The sequence below is a fragment of the Ensifer adhaerens genome, assembly GCF_000697965.2.
Taxonomy (GTDB): Bacteria; Pseudomonadota; Alphaproteobacteria; order Rhizobiales; family Rhizobiaceae; genus Ensifer; species Ensifer adhaerens.
Genome location: NZ_CP015881.1, coordinates 1140629 through 1154544 on the forward strand (window position 1 = coordinate 1140629; position 13916 = coordinate 1154544).

Annotated in this window: 12 protein-coding genes; 4 read left to right on the forward strand and 8 right to left on the reverse strand. The window is 60.3% G+C overall.

Features of this window, described 5'->3' with window-relative positions; all coding sequences use genetic code 11:
- Positions 1 to 154 precede the first annotated feature (154 nt).
- The 4 genes from FA04_RS24855 to FA04_RS24870 all read left to right on the forward strand — a co-directional run bounded on the left by FA04_RS24855 (position 155) and on the right by FA04_RS24870 (position 2361).
- Positions 155 to 676 (forward strand): phage tail protein, encoded by a 522-nt coding sequence (locus FA04_RS24855; RefSeq protein WP_034798258.1) that lies wholly within the window; start codon positions 155 to 157, stop codon positions 674 to 676.
- A gap of 21 nt (positions 677 to 697) precedes the next feature.
- Positions 698 to 1228: a phage tail protein gene (locus FA04_RS24860; RefSeq protein WP_034798260.1), complete on the forward strand. Its 531-nt coding sequence runs from the start codon at positions 698 to 700 to the stop codon at positions 1226 to 1228.
- Positions 1229 to 1261: 33 nt separating this feature from the next.
- Complete coding sequence (locus FA04_RS24865) at positions 1262 to 1798, forward strand: phage tail protein (RefSeq protein ID WP_034798262.1); 537 nt, start codon at positions 1262 to 1264, stop codon at positions 1796 to 1798.
- Between the two features lie 71 nt (positions 1799 to 1869).
- Positions 1870 to 2361 (forward strand): GNAT family N-acetyltransferase, encoded by a 492-nt coding sequence (locus tag FA04_RS24870; protein WP_034798264.1) that lies wholly within the window; start codon positions 1870 to 1872, stop codon positions 2359 to 2361.
- Positions 2362 to 2376: 15 nt separating this feature from the next.
- On the opposite strand, the gene FA04_RS24875 is transcribed toward FA04_RS24870, so the two are convergent.
- From FA04_RS24875 to FA04_RS24910, 8 genes are all read right to left on the reverse strand, one after another.
- Positions 2377 to 2670 carry a DUF6916 family protein gene (locus FA04_RS24875; protein ID WP_034798266.1) on the reverse strand — a complete coding sequence of 98 codons (294 nt, stop codon included), beginning with the start codon at positions 2668 to 2670 and terminating at the stop codon, positions 2377 to 2379.
- A gap of 185 nt (positions 2671 to 2855) precedes the next feature.
- Positions 2856 to 3767, reverse strand: coding sequence for an NAD-dependent epimerase/dehydratase family protein (locus FA04_RS24880; protein ID WP_034798268.1), 912 nt, complete (start codon positions 3765 to 3767; stop codon positions 2856 to 2858).
- A gap of 260 nt (positions 3768 to 4027) precedes the next feature.
- On the reverse strand, positions 4028 to 4879 hold the full coding sequence (locus FA04_RS24885; RefSeq protein ID WP_034798270.1) for a hypothetical protein: 852 nt from the start codon (positions 4877 to 4879) through the stop codon (positions 4028 to 4030).
- A gap of 343 nt (positions 4880 to 5222) precedes the next feature.
- Positions 5223 to 6353 carry a glycosyltransferase gene (locus FA04_RS24890; RefSeq protein ID WP_034798272.1) on the reverse strand — a complete coding sequence of 377 codons (1131 nt, stop codon included), beginning with the start codon at positions 6351 to 6353 and terminating at the stop codon, positions 5223 to 5225.
- 214 nt (positions 6354 to 6567) lie between these two features.
- Complete coding sequence (locus FA04_RS24895) at positions 6568 to 7791, reverse strand: glycosyltransferase family 4 protein (RefSeq protein ID WP_051659428.1); 1224 nt, start codon at positions 7789 to 7791, stop codon at positions 6568 to 6570.
- A 40-nt stretch (positions 7792 to 7831) separates the two neighbouring features.
- On the reverse strand, positions 7832 to 9985 hold the full coding sequence (locus FA04_RS24900; RefSeq protein WP_082936581.1) for a polysaccharide biosynthesis protein: 2154 nt from the start codon (positions 9983 to 9985) through the stop codon (positions 7832 to 7834).
- Positions 9986 to 10742: 757 nt separating this feature from the next.
- On the reverse strand, positions 10743 to 12065 hold the full coding sequence (locus FA04_RS24905; RefSeq protein ID WP_034798274.1) for an HlyD family type I secretion periplasmic adaptor subunit: 1323 nt from the start codon (positions 12063 to 12065) through the stop codon (positions 10743 to 10745).
- The gene (locus tag FA04_RS24910; protein WP_051659414.1) at positions 12062 to 13843 is read right to left on the reverse strand and encodes a type I secretion system permease/ATPase; all 1782 of its coding nucleotides are present in this window, start codon (positions 13841 to 13843) and stop codon (positions 12062 to 12064) included. The genes FA04_RS24905 and FA04_RS24910 overlap by 4 nt, the downstream gene beginning before the upstream one ends.
- Positions 13844 to 13916 lie beyond the last annotated feature (73 nt).

The window sequence follows — 13916 nt, forward strand, 5'->3', positions numbered from 1 at the left end:
GAAAATTCGAGTCACACAACCAGGACTAGTGCGACTTATGCGGGAATTCGAATAAAAAAGTGTCCGCATGCACTCTTCCCAAGATGCGCGTTATGAGGGAGAGTGTGCGAAAGGCGCAAACTAGAGTCGTTAAGATTTATCGGAAGGGGCAGCGATGACCGAGGTCTATGTCGGGCAGATCATGATGACCGGATTTGGTTTTGCGCCGAAGGGCTTTGCTCTCTGCAACGGTCAGGTGATGGCAATCGCCCAAAATCAGGCCTTGTTTTCGCTGCTGGGCACTTACTACGGTGGCAACGGCACGACAAACTTCATGCTTCCAAATTTGCAAGGCCGCGCGCCTGTTTCGTACGGCAATTCTGTCGATCCAAGCTGGCAACCTACCACCGCGATGGCGGAGATTGGGGGCGTGGAGAGCGTGACATTAAATACGCAGCAGATCCCCTCTCATCTTCATCAGGGTAATGGAACGACGGCCGTTGGAGATCAACGTGCGCCGTCGCTCTTCGGTACGACAACCCTGCCGATCTATGCGCAACCCGGTGGATCTCAGGTGCCTTTATCATCCCAGACCATCGCGCCTGCGGGCGGTGGGCAGCCCCACGCGAATGTGCAACCCTTCAACGTCATCAACTTCTGCATCGCGCTGTCGGGCGTCTACCCGTCGCGCAACTGAACTCAGCCACCGGAGGTAAGCATGAGCACTCCCTATGTCGGGGAAATACGAATGTTCGGGTTCCCCCGGGTGCCCACCGGTTGGCAAGCCTGCGACGGTTCGCTGCTTTCGATCGCGGAATATGAGATGCTTTACACGCTGCTCGGGACCACCTACGGCGGAGACGGCCAGTCAACATTTCGTGTGCCTGACCTACGCGGCCGCGTGCCGATGCACTGGGGCACGGGTCAGGGCCTGACGACGCGGGTGCTCGGTCAGCTTGCTGGCACCGAAAACGTGACGCTGGTCAGCACCCAACTACCACCGCACGGCCACCCGATCGTCGCAACGACGGCCACTGCGGACGCCACGGCGGTCGGGCCAACTGTCATGTTAGGAGCGGTTGCCAGCGACACACTCTACGCAACGGACGTGAGCGGCCTGACGGGCCGCGGGACATCGCCGAACTCGACCAGCCCCACAGGCGGCAGTCAGCCTCATGACAACACGATGCCGACGCTGACGACGCACTTTTGCATTGCACTATACGGCGTCTTTCCGCAGCAGAACTGATCCGGGCCTGTATTTCACAATAAGGGGATAAGAATGACAGAGCCTTTCATTGGCGAGATCCAGCTCTTCAGTTTCAATTATGCACCCTATGGTTGGGCGTTCTGCAACGGACCGTTGATGCCCATCCAGCAAAATACCGCGTTGTTCTCGCTCATCGGAACGTCGTATGGCGGCAACGGTCACAGCAATTTCCAGTTGCCGAACTTTGCCGGACGTGCACCCTGCAATCAGGGGACAGGTCCAGGTCTTACGCCCCGGACGATCGGAGAGGTCTTCGGGGCGCAGAATGTTACCCTGCTTTCAACTGAAATGCCCGCACATGCGCATTCACTGACCATCTACAATCAGACAGACGGGACGAAAAGAGCGAGTACGCCGTCGTCCGGAAACTCGCTCAGTCTGCCAACGGAGCACACGGTCATGGCGGTGAGCACTGCCCAACCGGATGCCCAGTTTGCTCCGTCCATGATCGGTCTGTCGGGTGGAAACCTCCCGCACGAAAACCGACAGCCTTACCTGGCGGTCAATTTCTGCATTGCGCTCAACGGCAACTTTCCGTCCTTCGGGTGAAGCCGTACGCTGATATTACCGCGGTCGATTTCCCGGTCCGATCTCATCCACCTCGTTTGGAGGTGCTGGGCATGTCCCTGCGTCATGCCGCGCCAGAGGATGCACCGTTCTTGCTCGAGCTATACGCGTCGTTTCGCTCAGACGAACTGGCGGCCGTGCCGTGGTCGCCTGAGCAGAAGAAGGACTTTCTCGAACAACAATTTATCGCCCAGCACCGCCACTACCGGTCGGTCTATCCGGAGGCGGACTATCTCGTTGTCGAAATCGGAGACAAGCCGGTCGGCCGGCTCTATCTGAACGCGGACAAGGAGCGCTGGCTCATCGTCGACATCGGATTCTTGCCTGAGTGGCGCCGCCAGGGCAAAGGCACAGCCTTACTGACGGCTATTCAGCGTGAGGCCGAGACCTCAGAGGCGTGCGTTCTCACCTTGCATGTCGAGCAACGGAACTTTCGAGCTCAAGCGCTCTATCAGCGCCTTGGATTTCGGGGCATCAACGATGTCGGCTCGCATATCAAGATGGAATGGTCGCCCGGCGATTTCGACGGAGCGAAGCGCCGCTGACAGTCCACTCAATCCTCAATTGAAAACGGCCTGGTAGACGATACCCTGCGTGTCGCGGGCAACCGGCACGAGAAAAATGTCCAGTGCGCCGAGCGACGCATTTTTAAGCCGGTAGATCTGTTGCGGCAGCACGATTGCTGAACCGCTACGGAAGATCAGCGAAAAGGGCGCGCGAAGCATGCCCGGCAAGATCGGCGTCGTACCGGGCGTGGCTTCTGCAAGTGTCAAAGGCACCGTGCTCTCACCAAGGGACAGATCGAACGCCTGACCGACGCAACCCGCGAAATGTTGAAGCGTCAGCAGTTCCATGCGCTCATCCCCTCGTTGATTCCCGTTTGGGTCGTTTTCGGTGTTTCTACACCATGGAAGTTGAACACAACAGTCTCAAGGGCGAGGAATGGCACGCGCCGAGCTTTGAATAGCAATGAGACGCCACCAGCGCGGTCGTCCCCTCTCCGCAGCTTGCGAACATCGCGTCCGCTCTGCCATCGAGATCACTGCAGCAGTCGTGCAAGCCCGGCTCGAAGGTCAGTCACGCAGCGATAGTCTAGTTTTGCGTGGAGCGCTTCGACGCACCCCCGCGAGCGCCTGACTTCACCCAACAGGCCGTCAATATAGGTGATCTCCGAGCGGCTGCCGGTTTCCTCGATCATGATCCGCGCAAGGTCGCTGATCGATGTCTCGACCCCGCTGCAAACGTTGACGATGCGCGCGCCCGTGTCCCAGCGGCCAAGTGCGTGCAGCACAGCCTCCACGACGTCATCCACATGGACAAAATCACGGGTCTGACGGCCATCCCCATGGATGGTGATGTTTTCACCGCGCTCTAGCCGTTCGGCGAACTTCGCGATCACGCCGGAATAGGGAGACGATGGATCCTGCCCCGGCCCGTACACGTTGAAGAAACGCAGACCCAGGCTCGCTATACCGTAGACCTCATAGGCAGACCGCGCGTGAAGTTCGCAGGAAAGCTTGTCCGCACCATAAGGCGACAACGGAATGCAACGTCCGGCTTCCGAAAGCGGCAGTTCCTGGCTTGCCCCGTAAACCGCAGCCGATGAGGCATAGACAAGCGGAAAATGAGCCCCGGAGTGGGCAAGTTCCTCGATGATCGTGAGGAACCCCGTTATGTTGATTGCGTGCGATGACGTCAGTTGCCGCTTGCACCGTTCGACCGACGAGATCGCCGCCAAATGGATACAGGCATCCACATTGGCGAGCGCGCGGCGCACGGCGTCGCGGTCGAGCACCGACCCTTCGATGAAGGTGGCAGCCGGCGGGACGTTTTCTCGCTTTCCCGAACTCAGATCATCAAGGACGGTCACATCATGGCCGGCCTTTACCAGCCGACGGGCGAGGTGCGCGCCAATGAAGCCGGCTCCACCGGTAACCAGTATCCTTTTCAAGCCGTTTTCCCTCGCGACACCTCATCGCGATCGGAGGCGCCTGGATCTTAAGTGTAGGTGGATGCCTGAGCCGCCGAGCCGACCGTGGAGCGCGACCGGCACTCGGCCAGTGCGTCCGCGACCGGACCTTCCGTCTGGGTTGCAATCTTCCTTGTCGCCCAGACGGCGTCAAGGCTCCCGCAGCCAGGTTTACCGTTTCGCAGAGACTTGAGAAGGAACAAGGCTAAGGCTTGCCCTCGAGAAGACCTATAGGGAGAGCGTCAGGGCGCTGGACAGCCGAGGATCAGGTCTTCAACCTCGGATCCGGAGCCGACGCGCATCAGCACCGTAAACGTGCCGCCGGCGCCCACTTCGAAAAGCGTGCCCCCGTTTTCGCCCTTCTCGTTCGTCCGGGTCACAATCAACAGGCTTCCAGCGCCGCTCAGATAGGATCGAATGTTGGACACTGCCGACCGGATCTGCGCGGCAGAGAAGTAACTCCTGTTGAGAATGTTCGCGGCTCTGACGAGATCGAAGCGGCCGGCGAAATCCGGTGAGCGCCGCATGATGTCATCCTCGACAAACGCGATGGAATCGTCACGCGATAACGACCGGGTGATCATCTGGACCGGCTCGCTCCTTCCGCTGCGGATCAGCGCGCGCAGGCGCGGCTGCAGCATGGATTTCGCCAGATGCCGCGGGATGAAGGCAAGGGAGACATAGTCGAGCCGTCGGATCCAGGGCCGGATCGCAAGACCGGCGACATCATATTGCAGCGGCCAACCTTCCGGATCGGCAAGAACGCGAACCCCCGGCGCCACCTCGACGATGTGCGCGTCGATGAAGAGATCGGTGGCTGTGATCTTCGGATTCGCCCCGCAGGCCTCCAGGTATCGCAATAGCTCGACCGTCGTCACACCGGTAGATACACCGACATCGAGCACCTCCCGCAACTGCGTCGCCCGCTGCGAAAGCAAGGGCCTGAATGCGGTTTCCAGCTCGCGAAAGCGCGACGGCTGCGTGAGTTTGAAGGTGCCGTTTCGCATCTTCAGTTTTGCGAAGAACTCCGACTCCCGGACCCAGTCCGTCGAGCCGTCGTTTCCAGAATAAAATTGCCGGGCGCTCATCACCATGGTCGGACAACCTGTAAAAATTGCCTGCGGCTCTCGAACCCAGAGGGCATCTGGCAGCGACCGAATACTTTGCCGCCTGCCTTTCCAGACAGGGGCTCAGCGCCCGCTACAGTGATCCCGAGGGTAGATTGGCCGACATCGGCTCCCAAAACATGAAAACGACAACAGTTAATTTCAGTATATTCGAAAACAATGCAGGGATAATACCAACTCCCCCGGAGATTCCAAGTTACATTTCAGCAGTTGCTTTCAAATGAGCCGCTGCGTCATGCCATGCCCCCGTTCGCCAGATCGTGCCGCCTTCTTTCTTCTCTGCTTCCCTCCGGCCGAGCGCAACGACGACTCAGCGCAGGTCCTGTGAAGGGTGCGAGGAACGGTGGAACCGAGGGGCGCCGGCATCTGCGCCGGCCGCCGTCAATGACGGCGGACCGGGCTTGATCAGCGCGTAAAGGTCCTCGTAGCACGAGACGGTCCGGTCGATTGAAAAGCCTTGTGCACGGCGGCGCGCATAGGCCGTCGCATTGCGATACTTCTCATCATCGCTGGTAAGTTCGCGAATGCGGTCTGCGAGTTGCCCGTGGTTCTTCGCCGGGAACCGGTAGTCGTCGTTGTCAACGACCACGGCCAGCCCGCCGACATCGCTGACCAGGACCGGCAGGTCCGACGCCATCGCCTCGACCACGGCCACCCCGAAGCCTTCCCAATGGGACGATTGCACATAGAGATCAATTTGGCTGAGGAACGCCGGGATATCCCGGACCAGCCCGGAAAAGTGGACGCGCTCTTGCAGTCCCAGAGCTCCGGCCAGTTCTTCCACGATCGGTCGGCGTTCCCCCACACCGGCAAAGACCGCATGGACCTTGTCCGGAAGCCGCTGCAGGGCCCGCACGATGGTTTCCTGGTCCTTCTTCTCCGTGAAGCTTCCGACCATGCCTATGTAAAAGAGCCCATCCTCTCTCGGCTTGCGGTCGCGCGCCGACGCAAACCGGTCCAGGCTGACACCGTTTTCGACGATGTGGATTTTCGCGGCCATGGGCGCCAGCCATTCGGAGAGGTGGTCACGGACAGGTGCGCTGATTGCCGCAACGCCGTCGTAACGGCCATAGACCCACCTTTCGATACCCCGCAGCCACCGCCTCGCCCTTCGGCGGTTCCAAGTGTTGTGTTCGGTGTAGATTTTCCGAAAAGGCAGGAGAGCGCAAAAATAGAGGGAGGGAAACAGGTGGACGTGCACGACGTCCGCGGCCCGCATCGCGCGCCATGCTCTGGCAATCGAACTGGGGCTCGTCAGCTTGACCGCGATGATCGTCACGGCAGCGAAAGCCTTGTCCTCCAGGAGCTCGTGATTTGCCCCCTTCCACACGATCACCGTTGCCGAAAACCGCGCCTGCCGCTGCGCCATTTCCACGACCAGGCGCTCGGCGCCGCCGTTTCCGTTAAGGTCGTTGATGATGTGAACGACGCTGCCCGCCATTGTAAGACGATCGCCTCAAATATTCCTCAAAGGCGATTATGCATAGCAATGGTCAATTCAACAACTATCAGTAATAGTATACATCGAAAAATATGAGTTTCCCATTGGCGCGTTAGAAACGCGCGCAGCCGAAAAGTTGCTGACAAAGCATCGTCGCGGTTGCTCTTTCTTGTAGAACACTCGCGACTATTTTGGACAAAGTGAAATGTTCCTGTCAGATCAGTGCCATGCGCTCAAGAAGCAGCTTGTTCACAGCATGCACATCAAACTTTGATTGGGCCAGTTCACGAGACCTGAGCCCCATGTCTGTGATCAGTGAAGGCGCTCTCAGGAAGCGGCACATGGCTTCGGCCAGTTGCTTGGCGTTGCGCGGCTCCACAAGGTAACCATTGAGCCCGTCGACCACTGTCTCGTCGCAGCCCGGCAGATCGGTTGTGACGATCGCGCGCCCGGTCGACATCGCCTCAAGAATGCTGCGCGGTATGCCCTCGCGATAGTAGGACGGAAGGACGAAGACGCTGCAATCGCTGAGATGCGGGCGCACATCCGTGGTTTCGCCGAGATAGTTCAGGCTGCCGTCCTTGACCCATCCATCGATGGTTTCAGCGGAGATCGCCGCCGGACTGGGATCGAACTGTCCCAGAAGACGAAATTCGGCCTCCGGGAACTGCTGGCGAACGAGGCGCGCGGCCTCGACGTACTCGCCGATCCCTTTGTCCTTCAGCAGGCGGGCGACAAGCAGAAAAACCGGGCGCCCGCGGGGCGGGCTCGAAAAGGCATAGTGGTCGAGGTCGACGCCTGAGCCCGGCACGAGCGTCAGCGCGCGCGGGTCGGAAATCAGCCTGCAGCTCTCGATATCAGCCGAATCCGCACGATTATAGGCAAAGACCCCGCCGGCCCCCTTGAGCGCCAACCGGTAGAGCAGCACGCTCAGTTGCTTGATGCGGCGCCCGACCCACCGCTTTCCTGCGGCTTCCGAATAGACGTGGCCAAGGCCGGTCACGAGAAAATACCGTCGCTTGACGCCGGCCAGACGAGCGGCAATGCCGCCGTAGACGATCGGCTTCATCGTATAGGGGATCACGACATCGATCTGCCGCGAGCGTAACAGCCGCCAGTAGGACCAGAGCGTCGCGAGATCCGTCAGTGGGTTGAGCCCCGTGCGGCTCATGGGCGAGCGGACGAACTCCACACCGATCGCGGCAAGCTGCCGGACGACGTCCTCGTCCTGCTCCGGCCCGACGGCCAGGACCGAATGGCCGGCCTCCACCAGGCGCCGCAGCAACTCCAGGCGAAAATTGGTGAGCGAGCGACTGTAGCTCGAAAGCACCGCGATCCGCTGTTTTGGAACCACGCCGGCAACCGCCGATCCCGCGGCCGCAGCCGCCCGCTGTGGCGGCAGCCTGACCGGAGAATAGTCGCTCGCGTCAATCAACATCAGGGCGCGCTCCATACAAGCGTTCGAAAGATCGTACAGATCACATCGGCATCGGCGTCGAAGGCGGCCCCCGCCTAAGGCTCGACAGCGCTGCTTGCAGGACATCGTCGGTGAGATGCGCGGCATCGGCGTCGGCGGCCACTTCCTCCCCGTCGTCCGACGAGGGCGCGCCAGCCGTGCCTTCAGTCGGATGTTTGTCGAAGCCGGGAATGAGGCTGTTCATGATCGCAAAGACCATCGCCTGATCGCCGAGTTCAGCAAAGAGCTTCAGGCGCGCGAACATCTCCTTGAGCGTCGCCAGGGGCACGGCGTTCGGCATCGCGCCGAGCACACCTGGAATAGGTGAACTGATGCGTTGCTCGCCGCTGTCGAACAGCTCCTCATAGAGCTTTTCGCCGGGCCTGAGACCGATGATCTCGATATCGATGTCCTTGCCCGGCGTAAGGCCGGCAAGCCGGATCATCCGCTTGGCGATGTCGATGATCTTGATCGGCTCATTCATGTCCAGAACGAAAATCTCGCCTTTGCCGATTTCGCCTTCCAGACCATAGGCCGAAGCCTGCAGCGTCAGTTCGACGGCTTCGCGAATGGTCATGAAGAAGCGAGTCATGCGCGGATCGGTTACCGTCAGCGGGCCACCCTTGGCGATCTGCCGCTTAAACAGCGGGATCAGCGAGCCGCTCGATCCGAGCACGTTGCCGAAGCGAACCGTCATGAAGCGCGGGCCGGAACCCTTCTTCAGGCAATGAAGGTCAAGCGCCTGGCAATAGAGTTCGGCCAGCCGCTTGGTCCCGCCCATCACGCTGGTCGGGTTGACGACCTTGTCGGTCGACACCTGCACCATCGCCTGCACCTTGAAGCGGCGGGCGGCATTCGCCACGTTCATCGTGCCGATCACATTGGTCAGTACGCCCTCGCAAGGGTTAAGCTCCACCATCGGCACATGCTTGAGTGCGGCAGCATGGAAGACGAGTTCTGGCCGGTACTTGGCAAAGACATCGTTGACGCGATTGGCCCGGCGGACGTTGCAAAGGTTTGCCGTCCGCTTGACGGCCGGATAGCGCTCCCCGAGCTCCATGTCGATCGCATAGAGATTGTATTCGCAGTTCTCAACCAGGATGAGTTCGGCCGGTTCACGCGCCGCCACCTGCAAGGTGAGCTCGCTGCCGATCGAACCACCGGCGCCGGTGATCAGGACGCGCCGACCGCGGACGAGGCGAAGAATTGCCTCGTTGTCGAGGGCTGCCTGCGGGCGCTCCAGAAGATCCGTCAGCTCGATCGAGCGGAGTTCGAAACGGCTTTCCTGCTTGGCGCTCTTGAGTTCGGTGATCTGCGTCAGGCGCGATACGGTCATGCCACGCGCTTCGGCGCGCCGCATCACATCCTCAGCGGCTTCCCCGAATGCCGAAAGCGCTTCGGTAAAGACAACATGGCGCGGCAACTGTCCACTTTCTGCGAGCGCGCAAACCACAGTCTCGAAATCGGTGAGCGCGCCAAGGATCGGAATGCCGCGCAAGGTCATGTCCGTATGCTCCGGCGTCACTTCCAAACAGCCGACCGGCTTGTGGCTGCAATGCGGATCGCGGCGGAGCGCTCTCAGATAGAGATCTGCCGCATGGCCGCTGCCGACGAGCAAGGTCGGGATTTGGTCGGCATTGCCCTCGGCGACCGGCTGCCGTCGCGTTGGGCGCAGCGCCAGTTCGTCGAGCCGGAAGCTCAGCCGCGAAGCCGAAAGGAATGCGGTCAGAAGAAGCGCCTCGAGTGGCACAACGCTTCGCGGCATATCCTGGAGGCGGTTCGCAAAGAACGACATCAACACCAGCGCCGCTGAACTGATCAAGACGGCCTGAAGGATTGAGCGCAGGTCAGAGACGGAGCAGTAGCGCCAGTCGCGAGCGTACAATCCCGCGATCGGAAAGGCGATCGCACAGGCCAGAAGATATTGCGGCCCGGTGGCTAGCAGCGCCCAGATAAGCTCCGGTCGCGTCGACATGGCGTCGAAGCCATAGCGCAGGAAAAAGGCGGCCACGAGCGCCAGGGCTGCAGACGCTATGTCCATCGCGTAGAGCACGCGCGATCGACGAACCTGCTTGACCGACGATACGGCCGTTCTTGCTGCCAGGCGCAAAAGCGCACGGGCGACGGCGGCAAACCAGGTGAACAGATTAAGGAACCTTGCCCAGTATCTCGCCATAGACGGCGGAGACGGGGCGACGGCTTGCGTTGGCTGGGCAGCGGCCTCGTTGCGATGCATGCGACACCCTTCGATCCATAGAACGCCATTCAACCGCCGCGCCGAGAACGGACGGACGAATGATGCGCCTTGAGACGTCATGTCTCGTTGAATTTGTTTGGAATAAACTTCTGATACCGATCAGCTCATACAAATTTACCTGAAATCTATTTTATCTATGCACTGATACAAACTTTGGTCTTCGCAATAAAATACGCCAACTTCGCCAAAACTCTCGCACGCCAAAACCTGTATGTAAATTATCTTTTCGTTCTATCGGAAGCAATTTACCTAATTATATTAGAACTCAATAGTATTACTACAATTTAATCCATAACCCTTTGGGGTTAGCAAGCGACCGCTACAGTTCCCAAGGGGCGGAATGGACCGCCCAAAAGAAATAAATAAAGATTCACTTCCGGAACATTGCCACACAATTTTATGTATAATTTGGAATATATTTGCATGTCCAAAATACATAACAGAGAAAAATGAAGCATACCTGTAGATACAAATCGACTAAATCTTAGCGCGACTGAAAAATGCGCCCCGATATCAGCAGCGCGCATCCCGGAACTGCTCTCGGGTGAAGATCGAGGAACTTCGACAGGACCTCTCCGACCGCCGGAAAACGAACCAGCCGGCCGACCAGGCCAGCCTGCGACATCAGCGTACACCTCGGCCCAGTGCAATTCTGCGCGGGAAGGACCTTGTGGGCTCATTCCCCCGCGAAGGCGCGTCGATAGGAGTCGGAAATCGGCCGGATCAGATACTCAAGGAAGGTGCGGTCGCCGAGTTCGATAAAGGCGTCGATCGGCATCCCCGGATGCAGCTGCTCCATCCGCACGCCGGGCGGCAGCGGCGTATCCAGGCGCAACACGGCCCTGTAATAGGGCTCGCGCGTCGCCGGATCGGTCAGGCGGTCGGCCGACACATGGGCAACCGTCGCAGAAACCTCCGGCGTCAAGCTGGTATTGAGCGCCGAGAGGCGGACCCTCGCCGGCTGACCGACATGGACGACGTCGATGTCGTGCGGATGAATGCGCGCATCGACTACCAAGTCCCCTGTCGGCAGGATCTCCATGATCTTCTCGCCGGGACCGACGACACTGCCAACAGCATTGTAAACCGAGGCGACGACAACGCCGTCCACCGGTGCTTTGACGACGGTGCGCTCGAGCACACGGCGGGCGGCCTCGACTTGTTCCTCCACGTCGGCAAGCCCGGTCTTCACATCGTTCATCGCGGTCACCGCCTGCTCGACGCGCTGGGTCTTCAGCCGTTCGATCTGCTCACGCGCTTCTGCGACCTGCGTGCGGCTCGACGAGGATTCTGCCTGCAGCATGCCGACCTGGCCGAGCAGGTCCGCTTCGACGCGAAGAAGCTGCGTGTACTCCGTGCGGTTCGTCAGCCCCTTTTCCAGGAGATTGAACTTTCGCTCGGCTTCACTGCGCACGATCTGCGTCTGCTTCTCGACGGCCGCCTTCTGCGCGGCCAAGCCATCGAGCGCATCGTTGATGCTTTCGACCCGTTGCTGCAGAATAACGGTCTCGGAGGTGAAGCGGGCAAGCCGGGTCTGAAACTCCTTCACCTGCTCTTCGGTCAGGTCACGGCTTGCGGCCGACATCGTGGCCGGCGCGTTGCCGATCGCGATCGTCAGATCCCGCCGCCCGTCCCGTTCGGCGGCAAGGCGCGCCTCCCGCGCTTTTAGCGCCACCCATTGCTTGGCAAGGCGGTTGAGCTGCGTGCGGGCGACGGTGTCGTCGAGGACCACGAGCGTCTGCCCCCTTGAGACTGCATCGCCCTCGCGAACCGCGATTTCGCTGACGATCCCGCCTTCCAGATGCTGCACGAGAACATTACGGCCCGTGGCCGTGATCGTGCCGGAAGCGACTGCGGCACCGGAGAGCGGCGCCGTTGCCGACCAATAGCCGAAACCGGCTAGGATGAGGACAAGCGTTCCATAGCCGAGCCGGCCGACCATCCCGGTATCGGTGACGATTGTCTCCCGCCAGGAGCGTCGAGTACCCGTCGTCGTCATGGCCGATCCCCGGTTCTGCCAGGCAGGAAGGCGGAAATGTTTGTCGGCGAAGGGTTCGCCTGTCTCTTTACAGCCGCGGCTTTCGCGGCCCGGTCAGCCCTTTCGGACTGCGCGCGGCGCGCCACCTCGTCTGTCGGGCCGAAGTCGTCAATCCGGCCATCCTTCATCACCAGGATCCGGTCACACGTCGTGGCAATCGAAATGCGGTGCGTGACGATGACGACGGTGACGCCGCGCGCTTTCGCGTCTCTCAGCGCCCGTCCGAGTGCCGCTTCCCCTTCGCTGTCGAGGTTGGCGTTCGGCTCGTCGAGAACAAGAAGACGCGGGGAGCCGTAGAAGGCGCGCGCAAGCCCGATGCGCTGCCGCTCGCCGCCGGAGAGATTGTTGGAACCGGGCCCGATCGGGGTCTGATAGCCCTTCGTCTGCGACAGGATGAGATCATTGGCATGAGCCGCGCGCGCGGCCGCAACCACCGCCTCGTCGGCTGCATCCGGCTCGAAGCGGGAGATGTTGGCGGCGATCGTGCCCGGCAGCAACTGCACGTCCTGTGCGAGATAGCCGATCAGACTACCGAGCTGCGTCGCGTCCCAGGTTCTCAGATCCGCACCGTCGATGGTGATCGAGCCCGCGGTCGGGGCAACGGCGCCGGTCAAAAGCCGCGCGAGCGTCGATTTGCCCGCCCGGCTCGGTCCGACCACCGCAACGCTCTCACCGGCAGCGATCGTGAAATTCAGCCGCTTCAGGATCGGCTCAGGGTCGGCTCCGGCATCGGGCGAAACATAGAGCAAATCACGCACGGCGATATCGCCGGCTGGGTTCGGCAGCAGAAGCTTGCGGCTATCGGCATTGCCGGCCTCGATCACCTTTTCGAACCGCTGCCAGGCACTGCGCGCATCCATTGCCTGCTTCCAGATCCCAACCAGCTGATCGAGCGGCTGCAGCGCGCGGCCCGATAGGATCGACGACGCGAAAATCATTCCGGCAGTCATCTGCCCCTTTAAGACAAGGGTCGCGCCAACAGCGAGGATCGCCATCTGCAGGATCATTCTGATCGATCGCGATAGGCCGCCGAAGATTGCGTTGACGACGAGGCTTCCGTCCGCTGCCGCCGTCGCGGCAGCAAACTGTCGGCCCCAAACCTCGCTGACATTGTTCGTCATGCCCATCGCACGCACGGTCTCGGCATTGCGGCTGAACATCTGCGCCGTCAGATTGGCGCTGGTTATACGCTCCTGCGCGAACTGCGACGCCTTCTTGTTCATGTACTGATTGAGGAAAACCAAGAGCAAGACCACGATCGCGCCGATCGTCGTCATCAGGAAGAGCAGCGGATGCAGGAGATAAAGGAGTGCGGCGAACACCGGCGAGAACGGCAGGTCAAAGAGGACCAGCGTGCCACGTGAAGCGACGAAGCCTCTAACGGTCGCAAGATCGCGCAAGGGCTGGATGTCACCCGGCTCCCTGCCCGTTGCCGCGACCAGGTTTTCGAAGGCGGTCGCCCCGAGCTCGCTGTCGAGCTTGGCCGCCATGCGCACCGCATAGATCGCCCGAATCACATCGAGCAGGCCGAGGAATGCGAAGGCAAGGAACGCGATAATCGTGAGGTAGACGAGCGTTTCGATACTCGAAGAGGGCAAAACTCGATCATAAACCTGGATCAAAAACAGCGGCGAGGTCAGCGCCAACACGTTGACGACCGTCGAGAACAAGCCGAGATCGATGACGCTGCGCCGGAACGCAGAGCGTAAACTACCGCTTGTGATTCTGTTGTCTACCATGCTGCAACGACACCGTTTCCAGGAATTTGAGTGGGGCCGTATCGATGGAAGTGTTCCCCGATGTCAACATGCC

What these genes read in the sequence shown, in the direction of transcription:
- FA04_RS24910 (WP_051659414.1), bottom strand. Translation starts at nt 13,843, where the DNA reads ATGGTAGACAACAGAATCACAAGCGGTAGTTTACGCTCTGCGTTCCGG.
- FA04_RS24885 (WP_034798270.1), bottom strand. Translation starts at nt 4,879, where the DNA reads ATGGTGATGAGCGCCCGGCAATTTTATTCTGGAAACGACGGCTCGACG.
- FA04_RS24855 (WP_034798258.1), top strand. Translation starts at nt 155, where the DNA reads ATGACCGAGGTCTATGTCGGGCAGATCATGATGACCGGATTTGGTTTT.
- FA04_RS24900 (WP_082936581.1), bottom strand. Translation starts at nt 9,985, where the DNA reads ATGGCGAGATACTGGGCAAGGTTCCTTAATCTGTTCACCTGGTTTGCC.
- FA04_RS24870 (WP_034798264.1), top strand. Translation starts at nt 1,870, where the DNA reads ATGTCCCTGCGTCATGCCGCGCCAGAGGATGCACCGTTCTTGCTCGAG.
- FA04_RS24905 (WP_034798274.1), bottom strand. Translation starts at nt 12,065, where the DNA reads ATGACGACGACGGGTACTCGACGCTCCTGGCGGGAGACAATCGTCACC.
- FA04_RS24890 (WP_034798272.1), bottom strand. Translation starts at nt 6,353, where the DNA reads ATGGCGGGCAGCGTCGTTCACATCATCAACGACCTTAACGGAAACGGC.
- FA04_RS24865 (WP_034798262.1), top strand. Translation starts at nt 1,262, where the DNA reads ATGACAGAGCCTTTCATTGGCGAGATCCAGCTCTTCAGTTTCAATTAT.
- FA04_RS24875 (WP_034798266.1), bottom strand. Translation starts at nt 2,670, where the DNA reads ATGGAACTGCTGACGCTTCAACATTTCGCGGGTTGCGTCGGTCAGGCG.
- FA04_RS24895 (WP_051659428.1), bottom strand. Translation starts at nt 7,791, where the DNA reads ATGTTGATTGACGCGAGCGACTATTCTCCGGTCAGGCTGCCGCCACAG.
- FA04_RS24860 (WP_034798260.1), top strand. Translation starts at nt 698, where the DNA reads ATGAGCACTCCCTATGTCGGGGAAATACGAATGTTCGGGTTCCCCCGG.